The organism is Nonomuraea sp. NPDC049480, from assembly GCF_044465905.1.
Taxonomy (GTDB): Bacteria; Actinomycetota; Actinomycetes; order Streptosporangiales; family Streptosporangiaceae; genus Nonomuraea.
Genome location: NZ_JBITMD010000042.1, coordinates 38666 through 57674 on the forward strand (window position 1 = coordinate 38666; position 19009 = coordinate 57674).

Below are 19009 nucleotides of genomic sequence, written 5' to 3' on the forward strand. Positions count from 1 at the left end.
GTCGTTCCGTTTAGACGATGACGCCGGGGAGTGCCAGGTACGGGAAGGCGTCGGTGATGGGCTGGGTGAGGAAAGTGGGATTGTCCTCGTCGACCACGTCGGGCTTGCCGCGTCCGGCCGGCTCGCCGAGCAGCATCCGCAGGTTGATGGTCACCACGTCGTCGGTGAGGCGGCGGCCGTTGGGGTAGCCCTGCTTGTCGCCCCCGAGGTAGCCGTACTGGTGGGGCTTGGCGGCGACGGGGGTGCTCATGTTGAGCCGCAGTTCCTCGGCCCGCTGGATGCCCGGCACGTCCCGGTTGAGGAGCTGGGAGTTGAGGTCGTCATCGATCGGCCCATTACTCCCGGTGCTCAGGCCGGTGAGATAGATCTCTTCCAGGTCCTTGCGCGGTGTGGCCGGAGCCGGCGCGCCGGCCCTGGGGGCGACGACCTTGGCCTGCTCCGGGTCGAGCGTGGCGGGGACGACCATGCCGCCGTTCTCGTCGCCCTCTGGCATGGTGCCGTTGAAGCGGTCGCGGGAGTTCTTGGGGATGATGACCTCGTTGTAGTTGGGGTTCCCCAGCCTTGAGACCTGCTTGTAGGCCCCCGAGCCGGAGCCGAGCAGGCCGGTGGACTTGCGCGCGGCCGTCGTCCAGACGCCGATGACCGGGTTGGCCGCCGGGTCGCCGCCGAGCGCCAGCTCCGACTTGGGCAGTTGCAGGGCGATGGAGTTGACGTTCATCGGCACGCCGGTCTTGATGTCGGGGAACGGCAGGCCGAAGCGCAGCAGCATGACCGCCTTGTTGTCGCTGAAGAACGGGTCGGCTGCGGCGCCGGTGAACACCTTCCCGCCGCCGGGCAGGTCGAGCACGGCCTTGCGGCGCATCGTCCCGTAGTTGGGCGTGACCAGGGAGCCCATGTTGGTGGGGGCCACGTACCCGTCCTTGATCAGGGTCTCCTCCGGCCGGCCGGGCCGCAGCCGGGTCAGCGTGAAGCCCTGCTCGACCAGGGAGTCCAACGGCCCGGCCTGGTGCTCGCGCTTGCGGACGAACGAGGGCACCGGCAGGCCTTTGTTGCGGAAGGTCCACCGGTAGGTGACGGCGGGCTTGCCGGTGCCGGTGTTGTCGACGTGGATCTCGTACCGGGCGTTCGTGTCGAACTGGTAGGGCTTGTGATCGAACTGGAACGGGACGTAGTTCGCGATGACGGTGACGGTGTCGGGCTTCTCGGGGCTGGTGAAGGCGTACAGGTCGGCGGCGTCGATCTGCTTGTTCGCCATCGTGTGGGGGGCGTCCCAGTGGCTGGTCGCCGTGCCGGGGGCCATGGCGGGCCCGAGCAGCACGGTCGCCGCCAGCACGGCCGTCGAGGCGGTGGCGACGGCGAGCCACGTCCACCTGCCGGGGTTTCCGGTGTGGCGCATCGTGTTCCTCACTTCAGGGGGCGCGCCCGCAGCGTGGGCCGCGGGCGCGTGGTTCTCAGGGGACTGCGGGCGTCCGCGGGGTCACGGCACGTACTGGACGACCGCGTCGAGGTTGGCGAGGTAGTCGCCCTCGTTCAGCTGGATGCCGGTGAGCTCCCTGAGCTTCTCCGACAGGTAGGCGCTGGCGTAGAAGGGCCAGTACTTGGGCCCGATGCCGCCTTCGAGCGGACGCGGCGTGGGAACGTTCCAAGCGAACTCATGCAGTTTGTACGTGGCCACGAGCTGCTCTCCCTGCCCTTGGCCGTCGATCTCGACCTGCGCGTAGGCGCCGTCGGGGCGCAGGTAGATGTCGTGGACGGCGGCCCGGTGGCCGCTCGTGTCGTCGACCAGCGTGAATCCGCCCGGGTAGTAGACGCCGTTGCACGGGTCGATGTGGTCCTGCTTCCAGCCGATGGGCATGTAGATGCCCTTGTTGCCGGGCTTGGCCTGCATCGGTGCGATGCCTTCGACGCGCACGCCGCGCTCGTTCATCAGCCTGACGATCTCGTCGCCGAAGTCGAAGTCCGCGTGCCCCTTCGGCCCGAAGTACGGCAGCCTGAAGCATTCGGCGGTGGGCGGGTCGATGGACGGCGCTTTCGTAATCGGGGGGAACGGCCCGGCGGCGGCAGGGGAGGCCGGCGCCGCGAGGAAGAGCGCCGAGCCGAGCGCGAGCGTTTGGGCGAGGCGTACGAGGACACGCATACCTGATCACCTTTCCTGGGTGGAGGATTTGCAGGCCAGCTCTGACCTGCGATGATTCACCCGCGACTGTGCGGGCGTGCGGAGCGGGCGCCCCCTCGTGAGAGGCGTCCGCGGAAGGCGCGGGTCAGAACACGCTGCGCGGGTCCGGGAACCACGACGCGGGCCCGCCGCGCTGGATCGCGTTGGCGACGACGTTGAGCCCGACCATGCCGAGCGATGTGCCGGACGGGATGGGCCTGCTCGGCGCTCCCCGCCACGCGATGTCCAGGTCAGCCCAGTGCAGGCCGCCGTGGAAGTCCGTGCCGAGCGTGGTGTTGAGGTCGTCGGCCCACACGGCGTCCATGGACAGGACGACCTTGAGCGGACCGATGCCGCCGTTGTGCGGGACGAAGTTCCCCGGGGCGAGCGCCGGCGGGACGCGGAAGTTGACCATGGTGAGCTCGCCGCCCAGGCGGGGATTCCCGTTGACGAACGGGGTGGCGAGGAACTTGCTGTCGGCCACGGCCGCGAACAGCACCCAGAAGGTGTCGATCTCGTAGACCGTGCCGGTCGACTCCTTGATGAACCGGAAGCCGCCGGGGTAACAGACCCGGCCGCTGGGCGTCTCGATGTTGTCGTAGCGCTCGCCGACCGGCAGCCAGGCGGCCGTGCCGCCGTCAACCATCCTGATGGGCTCGATCGCCTCCATCGTGACGCCTGCCCGTTTCAGCCCATCGAGGAATTCGCTGGAGAAGCCTGCCTTCGCACTGCCCTCCTTGGACAGGTAGCGGCCGATCTCGCCTTCGGCCAGGCACCCGCCTCCGGGAGTGCCGGGTGGGGGAGCCGCGGCGAGCGCCGCCGGACCGGACAGCAGCAGCGCGGCCATGGCGCCGCCGGCGACGAGTGAGACGCGCTTCAAGCGCATTCTTCTGCTCCTTCACGGAGGTTGCGGCGGACAAGCGCTGGCCAGCACCCTCCATGAATACCTAGAGTAGTCATCTCAACACAAGGGGTAAGTGAAGAAAACGCAAGACAGGATCTCCAGGGGTGCCGGGTTGGGTCGGACCGGGGCGCCCTGCCGTGACTGCTCACGGTGGGTTTCCCCGGCCCGCCCGCCGCACCCGGCGTGCGCGTCTCCACGCACCGGGCGCTCCACGTGCCTTGCCCGCCGGTCAGCTGTCAGCAGCTGCCGGGTTGGGGGTCAATGGGGTCGCAATGTTGCCGCCGCGATAGCGGTAGCGCTTCACCGAGACGCTGGATGTGCCGGTGAAGGCGACTCCCTGATAAGCGATCCTCCAGCCTCTGTCGCAGAAGCGACGTCGGAACTCGGACATGCCGAGCCGGGCCTTGCCCGCGTATTTGCGGCGGATCCAGCGCATCAACCGCCCCCAGGTGAAGGCGTCGATCGCGTTGAAGATCGCCTTGGATACTCCGTGCCGGAAGTAGTTCGCCCATCCCCGCAGCATCCGGTTCAGGCTGAGGATCAGCTCGGCCGGATCCTGATTGCGGGTTGACCTGTGGGTTTTCGCCGACACCTTGTCCTTGACCGTCTGGACGGCCTTCTTGGACGGCTTGGTGTAGACGTAGTACTTCGAGGTTCCTCGTTTCCGCAGACGGCGGATGTGGTGCCCAAGGAAGTCGAAGCCCTCGTCGATGTGGACCACGCGGGTCTTGTCCGGAGCCAGCCGCAGCCCCGACGGGGCGAGCACCCCGGCCGCTTCCTCCCGCAGTTCCTCGGCATGGTGCCGGTCGCCCGACACCTCAGGACGAAGTCATCAGCGAATCTGATGAGTCTCCAGTTGCCCTGGCCTCGGGTTCTGCGCCGGTTCCGCTGCCGCCAGGTGCTCATCTCCTGTTGCCATTGCCGGGCGAAGTGCTCGTCCAGCGCTGTCAGGGCGATGTTGGCCAGCAGCGGGGATAAAGATCCCGCCTTGGTCAACGACCCCAGGGCTGAAGCTTCAGGGCGGGGAGCAGGTCAAGCTGGAACGGATCACATCCAGCACCTGTTCGTGCAGGCGGGTGTTGGTGAACACGGCGACGCTGCTGCCGATGAGCAGATCATCGGCTAGTTCGCTGAATGCCCCACCCGCCTCTTCGACGATGGGGATCGCCGCGGCAAGGTCCCAGCGGCCCGCGCCGAGCAGGAGGAAGGCGTCCAGCCGGCCGGTGGCGACCAGGAGCGCGCCGTGACAGGTTCCTGAGCCCGCCGACGGCTTGAGTGGCGGGAACGGCGGCACGGACGTACGGGTCCAATCCACGTGCGGCAGAACCCGTTCGGCTCTGGCGGCCACCGCTGCGGCGATGGTCCTGCCTGCTGTCGTGAGCCGATGTGGTGGCGGCCAGATGCCCACGGCGGCGTTCTTGAGGGCTGCGGATGTGGTGACCGCCAGTTTCTCGGGCGTGACGACGGTCGTATCGATGGAGCGTGACCAGGCTCCGCCACCAGGTGTGGCCCACCAGCGTCGGTGAAGCGCCGGGGCGGAGACCAGTCCCAGCGCCACGGTCCCATGGTCTTCGAGAGCGATCAGAGTGCTCCACTCTGGCTCGCCCGCCAGGAAGCTGGCGGTTCCGTCGATGGCGTCCACGATCCAGCGCCGGGCGCCCTGGCTGCTGCCGTAGGCGCCGAATTCTTCACCGAGGAACGCATCACCGGGACGCTCTCGGCCGATCGTTGAGCGCAGCGTGGTTTCGATCTCCCGATCAGCTTCTGTGACGACGCTGCCGTCGATCTTGGTCTCTGCAGGTATCACCACCGCTGCGAGATGACGCAGCGCGAGAGCCCGCGCCTGATCGGCGAGCCTGTGAGCGAAGGCCAGGTCTGCGTCGTGTGTCACCGGCGGCCTTTCCCCTGACACGGTGGGTGGAGGACCGCGCCCGCATGGGAAGGCGGCTCATGGGAGCAGGCCGCGCGGTATTCCTCCGCCACCGATTCAACCCGGAAGCATCAGTGCCTGCCACAGTGCCGCATTGTCCAGCTCCGAGCCGGGTGCATTTCACCTAGCCATTGGCATATCGGACTCGTCCCGCCAGGATGCTGAGCAGCAACACTGCGCCCCACGACGGCGAGCAGGCGGTTACCGACGCGCCCTGCCAAGAGTGCGATCGTGCAGAGCCCGATGATGTTTCCGACGCTCGGCACGGTGTTCGCCAAGCCCCAGAGGGTGTCGTCCGCGCCCACCTGCCGGCGCACGTCGGGGACTCGGGCAGCCCACCCGTCGATGGGCATGCTCATGATCACATAGAGCAGGGCGACGGCTAAGCGCGCCTGCCGATTTCTGCGCGGCTCCCCAGGACGTCGCGGGCTTCCTGAGGCGTCAATCAGGCTGCTGCGCCTCGTCGGTATCGCGCCGGCCTGTTTCAGGCATGCCTGAAGCTCCTCCGTGGCTGTGGCGGGTCGCGCAGGAAACGCTGCTGCACGTTGGCGGGGTCGCGGTAGAAACGCTACGAACGGACCAGACGTCCCGTCAATCCCGTGTGCTTCGCCTCCTCGGGCGACCGGGTTGCCCCGTGCGTGCGTTTCCCGCCATCTCGGCTGCCCCACGATGCATGGCGTCCGTTGCGTAGTCCGGCCGTCAGCGGGTGAAGCCGCCGCGGGCGGCGATCTCCACCGTCACCAGGATCGCCACGGCCTCAGCCGCCAGCAGCGCCACCAGCACCACGAGCTGCACGACTCCCGCCTCGATCGGGCTCGCCCCGCCGATCAGCATGCCCACGAACGCCCCGGGCAGCGTGACCAGCCCCACGGTCCTGGTCTGGTCCAGCGCGGGCACCAGCGCCTGGGCGGCCGCCGGACGGCAGATCTCCAGCGCGGCGTCGCGCGGCGTGAACCCCAGCGCGAGGGCCGCCTCCACCTCGCCCTTGCGCTGGGCCAGCTCGTCCAGCGCCCGCCTGCCGGCCAGGGTCGTGGCGGTCAGGCACCCGCCCAGCAGGATCCCGGCGACGGGGATGACGACGATCCCGTCCGTGGAGATCGCGCCGCTCGTCATCAGGACGGCCAGCACCGGCGCGGTTCCGGCCGCGATCGGCACTCCGGCCAGCCACAGCTCCCGGCCGCCCGCGATGCGGCGCCCGGCGGTGAACGTGGCGACGCCGTACATGAGCAGGATGAATCCCGCGCTGGCCGCCGAGTAGGCGATGACCCAGGAGATCACCACGGACACGCCGCCGAGCTGTACGGCCGCTCTGAGGCAGGCGGTCACCACCGCCTTGCCGTGGCCCAGGTGCCCGGCCCAGGCCACCAGCGCACCCAGCGCGACCAGCACGAGCAGGACGATCGGAAGCCAGGAAGTGAGGGAGATCAATGAGGAGGTACGCACCGTAGCAGTTTCCCGCAGCCCTTGGCGGGGCTCCCGGTGGGGAATGGGAAACTCCGCAGATGTGTTGCTGGCCTGCGGTAATGCCGGAATGTCGGGCGAACCACCCCGGCCCACGCGAACGCGGACCGAGTGGTTGAGCTCCATCAAGGCTCACTGCGGCCGGATGTTGTGGTTGCGGGCGAACAGGTTGCCGGGGTCGTACTGACGCTTGACCGCCGCGAGCCGCTCGTAGGTCTGCGTTGGATAGATCGCGGCGACATCCTCCTCGGTGGCAGAGGCGAGGAAGTTGGCGTAGGCGCCGTTGACGTGAGGTGCGAGTCTCACCCAGATCGCTTCCAGAGCAGGACGCGCGGCCTCGACGACCGGCCGGGGCCCCGCGATGGTGGTCACGAACATCAACTCCGCCTGGCGATGCGCGTAAGCGGTGGCATCGCCGGGGATTCGGGACACCGCACCGCCGACGCTGCGGACGGCGATGAACGGTGACCCCTGCGCTGCCCCAACCTCAACAAGGATCCGAAGGACCTCGGGCACCGATGCCTTGTCGACAAATGCGCTTCGGGTGACCAGTTGGATGCCCGGCGGCGGGGTGACGCCGTCCGCAAGCGTGTCCGCATAGGGTTTCAGCGCGACATCGTCGTCGATCACCGTGCCGAGCCGCCGGAGCGGATCGATGGCCTGTGCCGCGAGATCCGGGTCATCGCCGTCAAAGGCGACGCGGATCTCGACCGGCGCTTCGGGCCCGCCCGCGAAGGGATTGGCGAACTCCGCGACGGAGGTGAGCTCTTCGGGGGCGGTGCGGAGGTAGTCCGCCCAGCCCTGGAGCACGGTGGCCGCCTCCGACGCCGGGAAGGCGATCCTGCCGTGGAAGACGTCCGTCGTCGGGTGTGCCGCGAACTCGAAGGCGGTCACGATCCCGAAATTGCCACCGCCACCGCGAATCGCCCAGAACAGCTCCGGATTCTCCTCCGCGCTCGCCTGCACGACCTCTCCGCCGGCCGTGACCACCTCCGCGGTGACCACGTTGTCCAACGCGAGGCCGTACTTCCTGACCTTCCAGCCGATGCCACCGGTCAACGTCAGCCCACCGACACCGACGCCCTTGGCGTCACCCGAGGAGATCGCCAGGCCGTGTGGGGCCAGGGCGGCCGCGACCTGACCCCAGGTGGCGCCGCCGCCGATCCGTACGCGGTGGCGTTCCTTGTCGATGACCTCGACGTTCACGAGCTTGCTCAGGTCGATCACGACGCCGTCGTCGCTGGTGCCGAAGCCCGCGAAGCTGTGGCCGCCGCCTCGCACGGACAGCGAAAGCCCTTCGCCGGCGGCGAATCCGACACCTGCTTGGACGTCACCGACGTTTTTGGGCCGCAGAACGTAGGCCGGACTACCCGAAGCCAATACCGAGCGACTGGCCGATGTGTACTCCGCTGCGCCCGGTTCGATGATGTCGCCGCCGAAGTCACGGCGAAGGGTTTCAAGCGCTGAGCTCATGACGTTCCTTCCAAAACAAAGAATCTTCGTTTCCGAACTTGCCGGCCCTGGTGGTCGCCGCCCGGGGGCCGGGCGATGACGTTCAAGAGGTTGACGGCGTTGATGAGGGCGATGAGCGACACCAGCGCAGGCGAGCTGCTGCTGCACCTCGTCGTAGTGCTTGGCGCAGTCGCCCGCACGTCGCTCCGGATGAGTCGGTGAGGTACGCGGGCCGGCCCGGGTGGACTAGGTCCTGGGCCGGCGGGGATCGGCCTGCCGGTCAGTTCGCCATGCCGGCGAACATGCCGGGCTCGTAGGAGCCTCCCGGGTTGCGCACGATCACGTTGAGCCGGTTGTTCGCGTTGATCATGGCGATCAGGGAGACCAGCGCGACGATCTGGTCGTCGTCGTAGTGCTTGCGCACCTGGGCCCAGGTCTGGTCGGACACGCCGTGGTGGGCGTCGGCGATCCGGGTGCCCTCCTCGGTGAGCGCCAGCGCGGCCTGCTCGGCCTCGGTGAACACGGTGGACTCGCGCCAGGCGGCGACCAGGTGGAGCCGGACCGCGCTCTCCCCGGCGGCTGCGGCGTCCTTGGTGTGGTAGTCGATGCAGAAACCGCAGCCGTTGATCTGGCTGGCCCGCAGCATCACCAGGTCCTGGGTGGCCTGGGGTAGCGGCGACTGCTGGATCGCCAGGGCGACGTTGTAGATTCGCTTGGCGATCTTGGCGCCGAGCGCGTTGGCCATCAGGTCGATACGGGGTTCCATGATGTGGTCCTCACTCGTGGTGTTGCGTGCCGCGTGGGTCGTTGGCGCGGCGTCCTGACGAGCAAGAGATCCCGGCGACCCGATCCTTGTGACGGCGCGGTGGTGTGACCTGTGTCACCCATCGTGGGTGTCACAAAGCGGTGGGGACCGGGATCTCATGCATGGCACGGTCGAGAACGAACAGACAGGAACCAGCGATGAGCGAACGCAGCGAGGAACCGACGGACACAGCGGGGCCGCTCGCTCGTGGCAGCCGCATGGACTCCGCCATGGACCCGGCCACCGAGGCGTTCCTCGCCCACCGCAACCTGCTGTTCACGGTCGCCTACGAGATGCTCGGCTCGGCCGCCGACGCGGAGGACGTCCTGCAGGAGACGTGGTTGCTGTGGGCGGGCGTCGACCTCGGCACGGTGCGGGATCAGCGTGCCTACCTGGTCCGGATCACCACCCGCCAGGCGCTGAAACGGCTGCGTACGCTCGGCCGGCGCAAGGAGTCCTACGTCGGCCCCTGGCTGCCCGAGCCGCTGCTGACCACCCCGGACGTGGCCGAGGACGTCGAGCTGGCCGACAGCGTCTCGATGGCGATGCTGCTGGTGCTGGAGACGCTTCAGCCGACCGAGCGGGCGGTGTTCGTGCTGCGTGAGGTGTTCGATCTGGACTACGAGGAGATCGCCGAAGCCGTCGACAAGAGCTCGGCCGCGGTCCGCCAGATCGCCCACCGGGCGCGGGCACACGTCGCGGCGCGCCGACCCCGTGGGGTCGTTTCTCCAGCCCAGGCCCGCGGCGCGCTCGAGGCGTTCCAGAAGGCGGTCGAAACGGGTGATCTGCAACGCCTGCTCGACATCCTCGCGCCGGACGTCGTCCTTCTGTCAGATGGCGGCGGACTCAAACGGGCCGCGCTGGCGCCCGTCGTGGGGGCCGACCAGGTGGCCCACGTGCTGGGCAGGATCGCCCTCGCGGCGTCGCTGCAGCCGGCGCAGGTCAACGGCCACCCGGCACTGATAGTCCGGCTCGACGGCGCGATCGACACCGTCATGACGGTGCGCATCGACGACGGCCTCATCACCGGGCTCTACGCCGTGCGCAATCCCGAGAAGCTGTCGCATATGGAGCGGGAGACCACTGTGAGCCGCTGACCCGGAGTGCGCAAGGCGAACGAGCGCTGCCAGTCCAGGCCAACGAACCCCGAAGAAGCCCGGTGGAAACGAAAACGTCGCCCTTGCCAGGGCCTGGCTCCCCCCAACCTTCAGGCCGGCTGAAGCCTTCGCTAGGCTTCAGTCATCCTGAAGGTTGGAGGAGAACATGCTGGAACATGTCCTGTTGTCGGTCCACGTGCTCGCCAGCATCGTGTTCGTGGGAGGCTCGGCCGTCGCGACGAGCCTGTTCCCCCGCTACGCGCCGGTCGCCGCGGCCGGCCATCCGCCGGACTCGGACGAGCGCAATCGCGGTGTGGCGGTCGCGCTGCACCGCATCACCCGCGGGTACGCGGTCTTCGGCCTCGTCGTGCCGCTGGCCGGCATCGTGCTCGCCGGTGTCCAGGGCCGGATGGGGGAGATCTGGATCACGATCTCCATGGTTCTCACCGCCGGCGCAGGGGTGCTGCTCGCCACGCAGATCTACCCGCGCCAGCGCGACGCGCTCAGCGATCCCGATGACGGCAGGCGGCTGCGTTCGCTGTCCATGCTCGCCGGGTTCTACAACCTGACCTGGGCGGTCGTCGTCGTCATGATGATCGTCCGGCCCGGCTCCGGTCCGGGGGAGTGATCCGGATGCGGGGCCTGCGTGTCGCGGCCGCCGTCGAGGGCGTGTCCCTGGCGGTGCTGCTCGGCAATGTGCTCACCGTGGGATCACCTGATCAACGGTCTGTGCCGAGGCGCCCATGGTGGCGCGGACAGGCCGATAGACGGTCGCGGCGATTCGCGTGAACGAGCGGACGAGCGGACCGGGGCCGGCGCCGTTCCAGGCCACGACGAGGCGGCTCGGCGGCATGTCGGACAACGGAACGGCCGTGAGTCCTTCCGGAAGGGCATGGGCGAGCGGCATCAGTCCCACGGTGCCGTTCCACAGCACGGCCTGCAGGCACTCGTGGGCCGTACGCACCACCGGACCGTCCTGCCGGCTGCCGGTGGGGCCGGTCCAGAAGGCCCGCCAGACGGGGTCGGTGCCCTCCGGCAGCTGGAACCACTGCCGATCCGCCAGATCCCGCAGCCGCAGGCTGTCGCGATCGGCCAGCGGATCGTCGGCGCGAAGAACCACCCCGACCGGGTCGGAGCGCAACACGTGGGTGACGATGCCGGTGTCGTCGAACGGCGCCCTGGTCAGCGCGACATCCACGATGCCGGCGCGCAGTCCTGCGGTCGGATCGCTCAGGTCGGCTTCGCGTACGCGGACCCGGATCCCGGGGTGGTGGCGCCGGTAGGCGGCGACCAGTCGTGTTCCGGCCTGTTCGGCGCTGTCGGCCAGGGTGCCGATGGTGATGGTGGCCGTGCCGGCCGCCGCGGCGACCCGGGCCCGCGCCTGGTCGGACTGCGCCAGCAGTGTGCGGGCCTCGTCGTACAGGCACGTCCCGGCCGGGGTGAGCGCCACCCCGGTGGGGGAGCGGCGCAGCAACTCGCAGCCGAGATCGGTCTCCAGCTGCTTGATGGCCCTGCTCAACGGCGGTTGTGTCATATGGAGTCGCGCCGCGGCCCGGCCGAAGTGGAGCTCTTCGGCGACCGCCACGAAATAGCGCAGCGTACGCAGGTCCATCAGCGGCAACGATACCGGTTCGGTATCGGGGCCGCGGAATCGGTGTTGGACGCCTCCCGGCGTCGCGCGGTGAACTGCGACATGCCCGATCACCGCGATTCCCTGGAGCCGAAGATGGCGGAACAGACAATGCCCGATCCCGTGGTCGACCTCGCCGGCCTGCGGGAGCTTGCCCACGACATGGTGGTGATCCCGAATCGGGGCGTGCCGCTCGTGCCGAACATCGGCGTCATCGGCGGGCGGCATTCCGTTCTGGTCGTCGACACCGGCATGGGCCCTCGGAACGCGGAAACCGTGCTCACGTTCGCCGCCGACTACGCCAAAGGCCGCAAGCTGTATTTGACGACGACGCATTTCCATCCGGAGCACGCCTTCGGTGCCCGGACGTTCGCCGGCGCGGCGACGTACCTGATCAACAGCGCCCAGGCGGAGGACCTGCGGGTGAAGGGCCCCGGCTACCTGGAGATGTTCAAGGGGCTCGGCGAATCGGTCGCTCGCCGGCTCGAGGGCGTCGAGCTGGGGCAGCCCGACCTTGTCTACGACCAGGCGTACGACCTCGATCTGGGCGGCCGGGTGGTGCGGCTGCGGGCCACCGGCCGCGCGCACAGCAAGGGCGACCAGGTGGTCGAGGTGCCGGACGCGGATGTCTTGTTCGCCGGGGATCTGGTGGAAGCCGGGCAGTTCGCCATCTTCCCGTGGTTCCCACCGCACGACACCGACGTCTCTGGCACCCGCTGGCTCGCGGTCATGGAGCGGCTCGCCGCCGGCCGCCCGCGGGTCGTGGTTCCGGGCCACGGTGACGTGGGCGGCGCGTACCTGCTGGCCGACGTCCGCGACTACCTGCGGCTGCTACGTGACGAGACGTGGGCGCGCCGCGACTCGGCCATGAGCGAGGAGACGATCGCCGATGAGATCTCCGCCCTGATGATCGGCAGGCACCCCGAATGGGCCGGCCGGGAGTGGATCGGCAAGGGCGTCGGCTGCCTGTGCGCCGAGCACCCCGCCACCTGACGGCATCGGAACACGCTGATCAGACCCCCGGCATTGCATGGCCATGCATTGGTATGTATATACTTCTAGCCATGTCCAAGGTGCTCACCTCCCTGCCTGTCGGTGAACGTGTCGGGATCGCCTTCTCCGGCGGCCTCGACACGTCGGTAGCGGTCGCGTGGATGCGCGAGAAAGGTGCGGTGCCGTGCACGTACACCGCCGAGATCGGTCAGTACGACGAGCCTGACATCGCCTCTGTGCCCGGGCGCGCCACGGCGTACGGCGCGGAGGTCGCCCGGCTGGTCGACTGCCGGGCGGCCCTCGTGGAGGAGGGGCTCGCCGCCCTGGCCTGCGGGGCGTTCCACATCCGCTCCGGCGGCCGCACGTACTTCAACACCACCCCGCTCGGCCGGGCCGTCACCGGGACCCTGCTGGTACGCGCGATGCTCGACGACGGTGTGCAGATCTGGGGCGACGGCTCCACCTTCAAGGGCAACGACATCGAGCGGTTCTACCGGTACGGACTGCTCGCCAACCCCTCCCTGCGCATCTACAAGCCGTGGCTGGACGCCGACTTCGTCAGCGAGCTCGGCGGCCGCAAGGAGATGTCCGAGTGGCTGCTCGAACGCGGCCTGCCCTACCGGGACAGCACGGAGAAGGCCTACTCCACCGACGCGAACATCTGGGGCGCCACCCACGAGGCCAAGTCACTCGAGCACCTTGACACCGGCATCGAGATCGTCGAACCGATCATGGGCGTGCGGTCCTGGGACCCCGCCGTCGAGATACCCGCCGAGGACGTCACGATCGGCTTCGAGCAGGGACGGCCGGTGACCATCAACGGCAAGGAGTTCTCCTCCGCCGTCGACTTGGTGCTGGAGGTCAACGCCATCGGCGGCCGGCACGGCCTGGGCATGTCCGACCAGATCGAGAACCGCGTCATCGAGGCCAAGAGCCGCGGCATCTACGAGGCGCCGGGGATGGCGCTGCTGCACGCGGCGTACGAGCGCCTGGTCAACGCCATCCACAACGAGGACACCCTCGCCAGCTACCACAACGAGGGACGGCGCCTGGGCAGGCTGCTGTACGAAGGCCGCTGGCTGGACCCGCAGGCGCTGATGCTGCGCGAGTCGCTGCAGCGCTGGGTCGGGACGGCGGTCACCGGCGAGGTGACGCTGCGGCTGCGGCGTGGCGAGGACTACTCCATCCTGGAGACCTCCGGACCGGCGTTCAGCTACCACCCGGACAAGCTCTCCATGGAACGGACCGAGGACGCCGCCTTCGGCCCGGTCGACCGCATCGGCCAGCTGACCATGCGCAACCTCGACATCGCCGACTCGCGCGCCAAGCTCGAGCAGTACGCCAGACTCGGCATGGTCGGCAGCCCGCACCCCACGCTGATCGGCGCCGCACAGGCGGCCTCGACCGGGCTGATCGGCGCGATGTCCGAGGGCGGGGCCGAGGCGATCGCCTCCCGCGGGCCCGAAGATCAGTCGGCTGGTTACCCAGTGCCCGGCGATGACGAGTTGCTCGATCACGCCGCCATCGAGTCCGGCACCGACTGACCGGCGTGGACCGTCAGCGGTCGCCCGCTGACGGTCCGGGCCGGATCAGGCTTGGGAGCAGAACCTCTTGAACGGCGGGTTGATACCCGGGTCCGCCGGTATGTTGGGGTTCATTTCCCAGGGGTTGCCGGCGCGCTCGTTGAGGCTGATGCCTCGGCAGGGCCCGTAGGCGGTGTTGGAGCCGGTTTCGGGGACCTGGGTGAACATGGTCCAGTCCCCTCGCAGGACGGGCGCTTTGTTTCCGGTGCGCGCACCGTCCCTGTTCACGGCCACTCCCCGGTGATACAGGTACTGGTCCGGCATCCAGCTGGAGCGCAGCACCGGCGTGAACGCGTCCACCCTGCGGACGACCGCATCCTTGCAGGCCAGGAAATGAAGTTCCTGCCAGATGGGCGGGGCGTCGTTGAACATCGACGCATCGACTCCCGCCACAGCCCCGGCGTTGAAGAACATGTCCTGGATGTCTTCGGCGAGTTGTTTGACTCCGGAGGGAATCCGCGAATCGCCGTTGAGACGGTTGACCCACGCGTCCATCGCATCGACGGGGCCGGATTGGCTGAGCAATGGCCGGTAGCCGGTCGATCCGCCCGCCGTGGTCTGCACCTTGACACATGAGGCGTTGTCCTGTGACGCGCTCCCGGACAGGTCGGTCAGCACGGGTGCCCGTCCTCCTGGCTCGTACGCGCGGCCGGGAAGCTTTCTGTCCAGTGCCGGGTTGGCCGATCGCCAGGCTCCGTCGTGCACGTTGAGGTCGACCATCCTGTACGACAGGTCAGGCCTGGTGATCGCGTAGTCCTGCTCGATCGCGCGGAACAGGTCGAGCGTGAACGGAGGCAGATGCGAATTGCCGGTCTGGTGCTCGTAGGTGACGTACTCGGTGCCAGGGATGATCTTGGCGAGGTTGCCGACGCCTTCGGTGACGAACGATACCGTCGCCTTGGTCCTGATCTTGAAACGTTCGACGTCGCTGAACCAGCTCGGCCTTTGCTCGTTGGTGGGCCGGTCGGTGTACGGCTGAGCGAAACCGATCCATGTGGCGATGCTGTTTCCGTCGGGATGGTTGACCGGGTCGGTTCCCGCGGCATCCACCTGTTGTTTCCAGGTGTTGATCGCCTGCCGGGTCGCCGTGCCCAGATTGGTGGCGCCCAAGATGTCGGCTGTCGATTCGCGGGCCCACTGGAACAGGCTGTCGCGGTTGGCGATGGGGCCGCCGAGCCACGACGCGGGCGGGGCGGTGTCGATGTTCTGGTCCTCGTCGAAGACCGCGACCGCCTCGACGGGCTCCTCATGGTAGTTCCCGTTGACCGGGACGAACGCCACCGCGTCCCAGGCGATCCTGACGCTCCCGTCCCCGTCCGGGGTGAGGTTGCTGAGGCTGACCTGCGGCACGGTGCCGCTGAACATGAAGGTGCCGATGTTGACCCAGCGGTTGCCGCCGGGGCCGGTCTGGTTGATGGTCCGCCGCCGTTCGCCGCCGTCTGCGTTGACGCGGTATTCGGCGAGCTTGGTGCGGGCACCCGGGTCGGGAATGTGCACCATGATCCTCATCGGGCCGGTACGCGCTTGGTTGAGCGTCCACGTGCCGACGGCCTCCCGGAGCGCGGAACTGTGAGTGTTGCTCATCCAGAAGTGGCCGCCATAGGCCGCCCCCATCTGATGAACGTCGATCTTGCCCGGGTAGGTGCCGCCGGAGGCCGACCTGAAGGTGAAGGCGAAGGTTCCCGAGCTCGGCGGTTTCGTACAGTTCGGACGGATCGACGGGACGTTCTGTGGCAGGTTGTCGACCACCAGCGCGTTGGACGGCAGTCCGGCGAGTGAGCAGACCGGCGGATAGTTGGTGGCGTCCTCCTGGTAGGCGTACCCGGGGTCGAATCTCAGCCTGCCGTGGCCGCAGGTGACCGGGCAGTTGGCCTTCCACGTGCTGGCGGTGTGCCACCAGCATTTCAGGTCGTACTTGCCGTTACTGGGGTTCTTGTGCGCGCACGGTCCCGCCGGCTCGCCGATCACATCAGGGTCGTCCGGGGTGTAGGACTCACCGGGGTAGCAGTCGTTGCTGACCGTGCAGAACTGCACCACCGGCGGCTTGGCGTTGTAACGGTCTTGGTTGGAGTTCCACCACGCGTACAGGTGGGAGTAGACCAGGGTGCCGGGACTCTCGATGAGCTCGATCGGATGACCGGCGAAACCCAGCACCTTCTCCGGGTACGGCCAGTGCTGCGGGTGGGCGGAGTCGGCGTAGGAGGTCTCCATGAACGGCGGACGGTCGGCCGGGTAGCGGGGATTGACCGGGTTGTTCAGCCAGCCCAGCCCCCACGGGTTCTGGCCGTTGGGCTGATGCAGGCCCGAATTGTAGGCCCATGCCGCGAAGAACCAGTTCTCCAGCCCCTCGGGGGTGCCGTTGTTGACGATCAGCCCGGCGCGGCGGGTCTCGTTCCACTTGTCGGCCAGCATCTGCTGGCCTTTGGCGATGTTGGCGGCGAAGTCGAGCGCGATCGCCCGCTGCTGGTCGTAGGGCAGCGGGGTCTCGCCCGGCTTCTGCTTGCCGGCCAGGCGCATCCCGTCGGTGATCTGCATGATGCCGTAGCCGCAGTCAGCCCCAGCCCAGTCGATCGTCCAGTCGTCGCCCTCGTCGTCGTTGTAGTACTCGATGCCGAAATAGTTTCCGATCAACGGATTCGCCGTCACCCCCGGGATGGCGAAGCGAGCGGCCTGCCAGGTGTTCGACTCCTGTACGGCGACGCCCATCATGATCTGCGCGGGGATGTCGCCGCCCCCATCCAGGGCCCTGTGTGGGAACAACCCCTGCGGCGTATAGGCGGGCATGCCCAGGTTCTTCCAGTTGGCCGGCCGCTGCACGGTCAGCGTGCCCGCCACGGCCTGGTTGACGGCCCACTCCACCTGGCGTGGCTTGGGCTGCATGGCCTGGTTGCGCGGGTCGTTACGGGCCACCGAGCAATACCGTTGGTCGCCGTCGGCCGGATCGTTCGGGTCGCCCGCCGCCACTGACGCCCGGCCCAGCGCCGGACTCGGTCGCGCCCCCTCACCCGCCCCCGCCTCAGGGGTCACCGACAGGGTGAAGCTCTTCTTCGTGGCCAGCGAGGTCGCGGTGACGTCCACTTCCTGCGGAGCGCTGGGGTCGGCGGGCGGCACCCGCGGGTCCTTGGCGTGCGTACGCAGCACCGAGGTCACCGCGACGTCGCCCGACAGCGACACCGCGGCCTCGTGCGGCACGTCCGCGAGCGCCACGCTGCCCGGCGTGGCGGCGTTCTTCGTGGCCTTGGCGCCGGTCACGAACACCCGGCCGCCCCGCGCCGCGCGCACGCTCAGATCGGCGATGCCGCCGCTGGCCAGCGTGGTGACCGCAGCGCCCTTCTTCAGATCCACCCGCCGTACCGAGGCCGTCTCCTTGCCCTCCAACTGGGCGAACACCAGACCGCCGTCAGCATCGGGAGCCAGCCGGTACGGCACTCCCTTGGCCGGCGCCACCACCGTGCGCTTGCCGTCGGGATGCACCCGAACCACCGCGCCGGAATCGGCGGCCACGATCCCGTCCGCGACCGGCACGGCCGAGGTGAGCTGACCGGGCACCTGGATCGCCTTGTCCAGCTTGCCGCTGACCGTATCCAGCTTGAACAGGCGGGTGGCGCCCAGGTCCTCCGTTCCCTCCTGAGTCAGAACGGCCGACTCCGACGGGCCGCAGCCGGGATTGAAGTAGGCCAGCGTGGCCTGCAGTCGCAGCTTGCGCACCGGGCCGCCGTTCAGATCGACGATCGCGGTGAAGCCGCCGCGCTCGTTCAACGCGCTCTTGTTCGTGAACGTACGCGGCGCGTAAACGACCACCGCCCGATCCCCGGAGGCGGTCACGCAGATATTGCCGATCCACGCGTCGGTCTCGAACCCCGGCTCCGACAGCGAGGCCGCCGTACGCCACCGATAACCATCCTTGGCCTCGCCCACCAGCACATGGAACCCTGTCGCGTCACCCGCGGTGGTCACCGCCCGATCGGACGACTTCTGCCAGCCGCCGCCCAGCACCTCGGCCCGCTCGCCCGCCTCGATGCTCCGTGGCGCGTCGGCGCGATCAGCCGGAACCGCCAAGGTCTGCTCAGACGGCGGCTCCGCCGGCTGAGCGGCCGCGGGAACCGGCACCCATAACAGCGTCGAGACCGCGCACATGGTGGCTAAGAGTTTTCGGACACGCACGATTACCCCTCCAACGATGGAAAATGAGCAGGCAGAACCACTGACCCGACCAAGCAGGACACTTGATCGAGTCAGAATGATGAGTGTCGGGGTCGGGGGCTTCTCTCAGAGACGACGCGAGCGCGTCATGCCCCCTCGAGCGCCCAGGCGCTGGTGAGCAGACCGTCAAGATGCCACGGATCCGGTGACTCCCAGCAATATTGAGACACCACGCGCATGTTGGCCGCACGCCACGCCCCCGCTTTGCTGATCCGCCACACACCGGCGAGTCGTTCGCCGGTCGGCAGCCTGGGCGGCTCGTAATGCCCGTCCTCGTCCACATAGCCCAGGACGCCTTCGTCCACGAAGTCGCCGCTGCCTGCGAGGGTGGCCGCCTCGGCCGGCAGGGCGAGAATGTAGGAGGCTCGGCCGACGGCGCGCAGGCGATGGAGTGCCACACTGCCGGGAAACTCAGTCCGGGAGATGTAGCGGGCCGCCTGCACACCAGCCGGACCGAATCCGTGGTCCTGGATCGCGGAGTCCCGCTCGACCTCGCTGGTGGTATAGAAGTAGCCCCCGATCGGCGTGGAGAGCTCCCACAGCTGAACCAGTTGCGGTGCGTCCAGTCGAGCGTCCGAGGCACTGGCGGGAGTCGCTGCCAGCGGAAGGCCGATGGTGAGAATCACGGCGATGACCATCACTCGGATCGAGCGCCGCCGGACTGGGAACATGACATGCCTTTCATTCGTCGTCTGTCGGCGCGGAAGCGCATTCGGAGCGAGAAAGGCGCCGTCGACGTGGCCGCCACGCCGACGGCGCAGGCTCGCTTCCCGGACCCAAGACAGTGGAACTTCTC

The 19009-nt window shown here is 68.5% G+C and carries 15 protein-coding genes; 4 read left to right on the plus strand and 11 right to left on the minus strand.

All coding sequences use genetic code 11. The features are described 5' to 3' along the window. Positions 1 to 10: 10 nt before the first annotated feature. The 8 genes from ACIBX3_RS56845 to ACIBX3_RS56880 form a co-directional block, all read right to left on the minus strand. Positions 11 to 1396: a DUF4331 domain-containing protein gene (locus ACIBX3_RS56845; RefSeq protein ID WP_397129174.1), complete on the minus strand. Its 1386-nt coding sequence runs from the start codon at positions 1394 to 1396 to the stop codon at positions 11 to 13. An 81-nt stretch (positions 1397 to 1477) separates the two neighbouring features. After that, positions 1478 to 2137, minus strand: coding sequence for a hypothetical protein (locus ACIBX3_RS56850; RefSeq protein ID WP_397129175.1), 660 nt, complete (start codon positions 2135 to 2137; stop codon positions 1478 to 1480). Positions 2138 to 2261: 124 nt separating this feature from the next. Then, on the minus strand, positions 2262 to 3041 hold the full coding sequence (locus ACIBX3_RS56855; protein ID WP_397129176.1) for a hypothetical protein: 780 nt from the start codon (positions 3039 to 3041) through the stop codon (positions 2262 to 2264). A gap of 247 nt (positions 3042 to 3288) precedes the next feature. Beyond that, positions 3289 to 3876 carry a group II intron maturase-specific domain-containing protein gene (locus tag ACIBX3_RS56860; protein WP_397129177.1) on the minus strand — a complete coding sequence of 196 codons (588 nt, stop codon included), beginning with the start codon at positions 3874 to 3876 and terminating at the stop codon, positions 3289 to 3291. A gap of 198 nt (positions 3877 to 4074) precedes the next feature. Beyond that, positions 4075 to 4950, minus strand: a complete 876-nt coding sequence (locus tag ACIBX3_RS56865; protein WP_397129178.1) for an inositol monophosphatase family protein — start codon at positions 4948 to 4950, stop codon at positions 4075 to 4077. Positions 4951 to 5688: 738 nt separating this feature from the next. Beyond that, positions 5689 to 6432, minus strand: coding sequence for an ABC transporter permease (locus tag ACIBX3_RS56870; protein ID WP_397129179.1), 744 nt, complete (start codon positions 6430 to 6432; stop codon positions 5689 to 5691). 150 nt (positions 6433 to 6582) lie between these two features. Continuing rightward, positions 6583 to 7923: an FAD-binding oxidoreductase gene (locus ACIBX3_RS56875; protein ID WP_397129180.1), complete on the minus strand. Its 1341-nt coding sequence runs from the start codon at positions 7921 to 7923 to the stop codon at positions 6583 to 6585. Positions 7924 to 8182: 259 nt separating this feature from the next. Further along, positions 8183 to 8668 carry a carboxymuconolactone decarboxylase family protein gene (locus ACIBX3_RS56880; protein ID WP_397129181.1) on the minus strand — a complete coding sequence of 162 codons (486 nt, stop codon included), beginning with the start codon at positions 8666 to 8668 and terminating at the stop codon, positions 8183 to 8185. A 197-nt stretch (positions 8669 to 8865) separates the two neighbouring features. Between ACIBX3_RS56880 and ACIBX3_RS56885 the strand changes: the two genes are divergently transcribed. Further along, positions 8866 to 9804, plus strand: a complete 939-nt coding sequence (locus tag ACIBX3_RS56885; RefSeq protein ID WP_397129182.1) for an RNA polymerase sigma-70 factor — start codon at positions 8866 to 8868, stop codon at positions 9802 to 9804. A 169-nt stretch (positions 9805 to 9973) separates the two neighbouring features. After that, positions 9974 to 10432, plus strand: coding sequence for a hypothetical protein (locus ACIBX3_RS56890; protein ID WP_397129212.1), 459 nt, complete (start codon positions 9974 to 9976; stop codon positions 10430 to 10432). Between the two features lie 72 nt (positions 10433 to 10504). On the opposite strand, the gene ACIBX3_RS56895 is transcribed toward ACIBX3_RS56890, so the two are convergent. After that, positions 10505 to 11416 carry a LysR family transcriptional regulator gene (locus tag ACIBX3_RS56895; protein ID WP_397129183.1) on the minus strand — a complete coding sequence of 304 codons (912 nt, stop codon included), beginning with the start codon at positions 11414 to 11416 and terminating at the stop codon, positions 10505 to 10507. Positions 11417 to 11530: 114 nt separating this feature from the next. Here ACIBX3_RS56895 and ACIBX3_RS56900 point away from each other — a divergent pair, with 114 nt between their 5' ends. Both ACIBX3_RS56900 and argG read left to right on the plus strand, forming a co-directional pair. Further along, positions 11531 to 12427, plus strand: coding sequence for an MBL fold metallo-hydrolase (locus tag ACIBX3_RS56900; protein WP_397129184.1), 897 nt, complete (start codon positions 11531 to 11533; stop codon positions 12425 to 12427). A gap of 71 nt (positions 12428 to 12498) precedes the next feature. Continuing rightward, positions 12499 to 13971, plus strand: a complete 1473-nt coding sequence (gene argG / locus ACIBX3_RS56905; protein ID WP_397129185.1) for an argininosuccinate synthase — start codon at positions 12499 to 12501, stop codon at positions 13969 to 13971. Between the two features lie 45 nt (positions 13972 to 14016). Here argG and ACIBX3_RS56910 read toward each other — a convergent pair whose 3' ends face one another. Next, positions 14017 to 18120: a hypothetical protein gene (locus tag ACIBX3_RS56910; RefSeq protein WP_397129186.1), complete on the minus strand. Its 4104-nt coding sequence runs from the start codon at positions 18118 to 18120 to the stop codon at positions 14017 to 14019. 179 nt (positions 18121 to 18299) lie between these two features. Beyond that, entirely contained in the window at positions 18300 to 18851 is a 552-nt protein-coding gene (locus tag ACIBX3_RS56915) for a hypothetical protein (RefSeq protein ID WP_397129187.1), read from the minus strand. Positions 18852 to 19009: the final 158 nt, after the last annotated feature.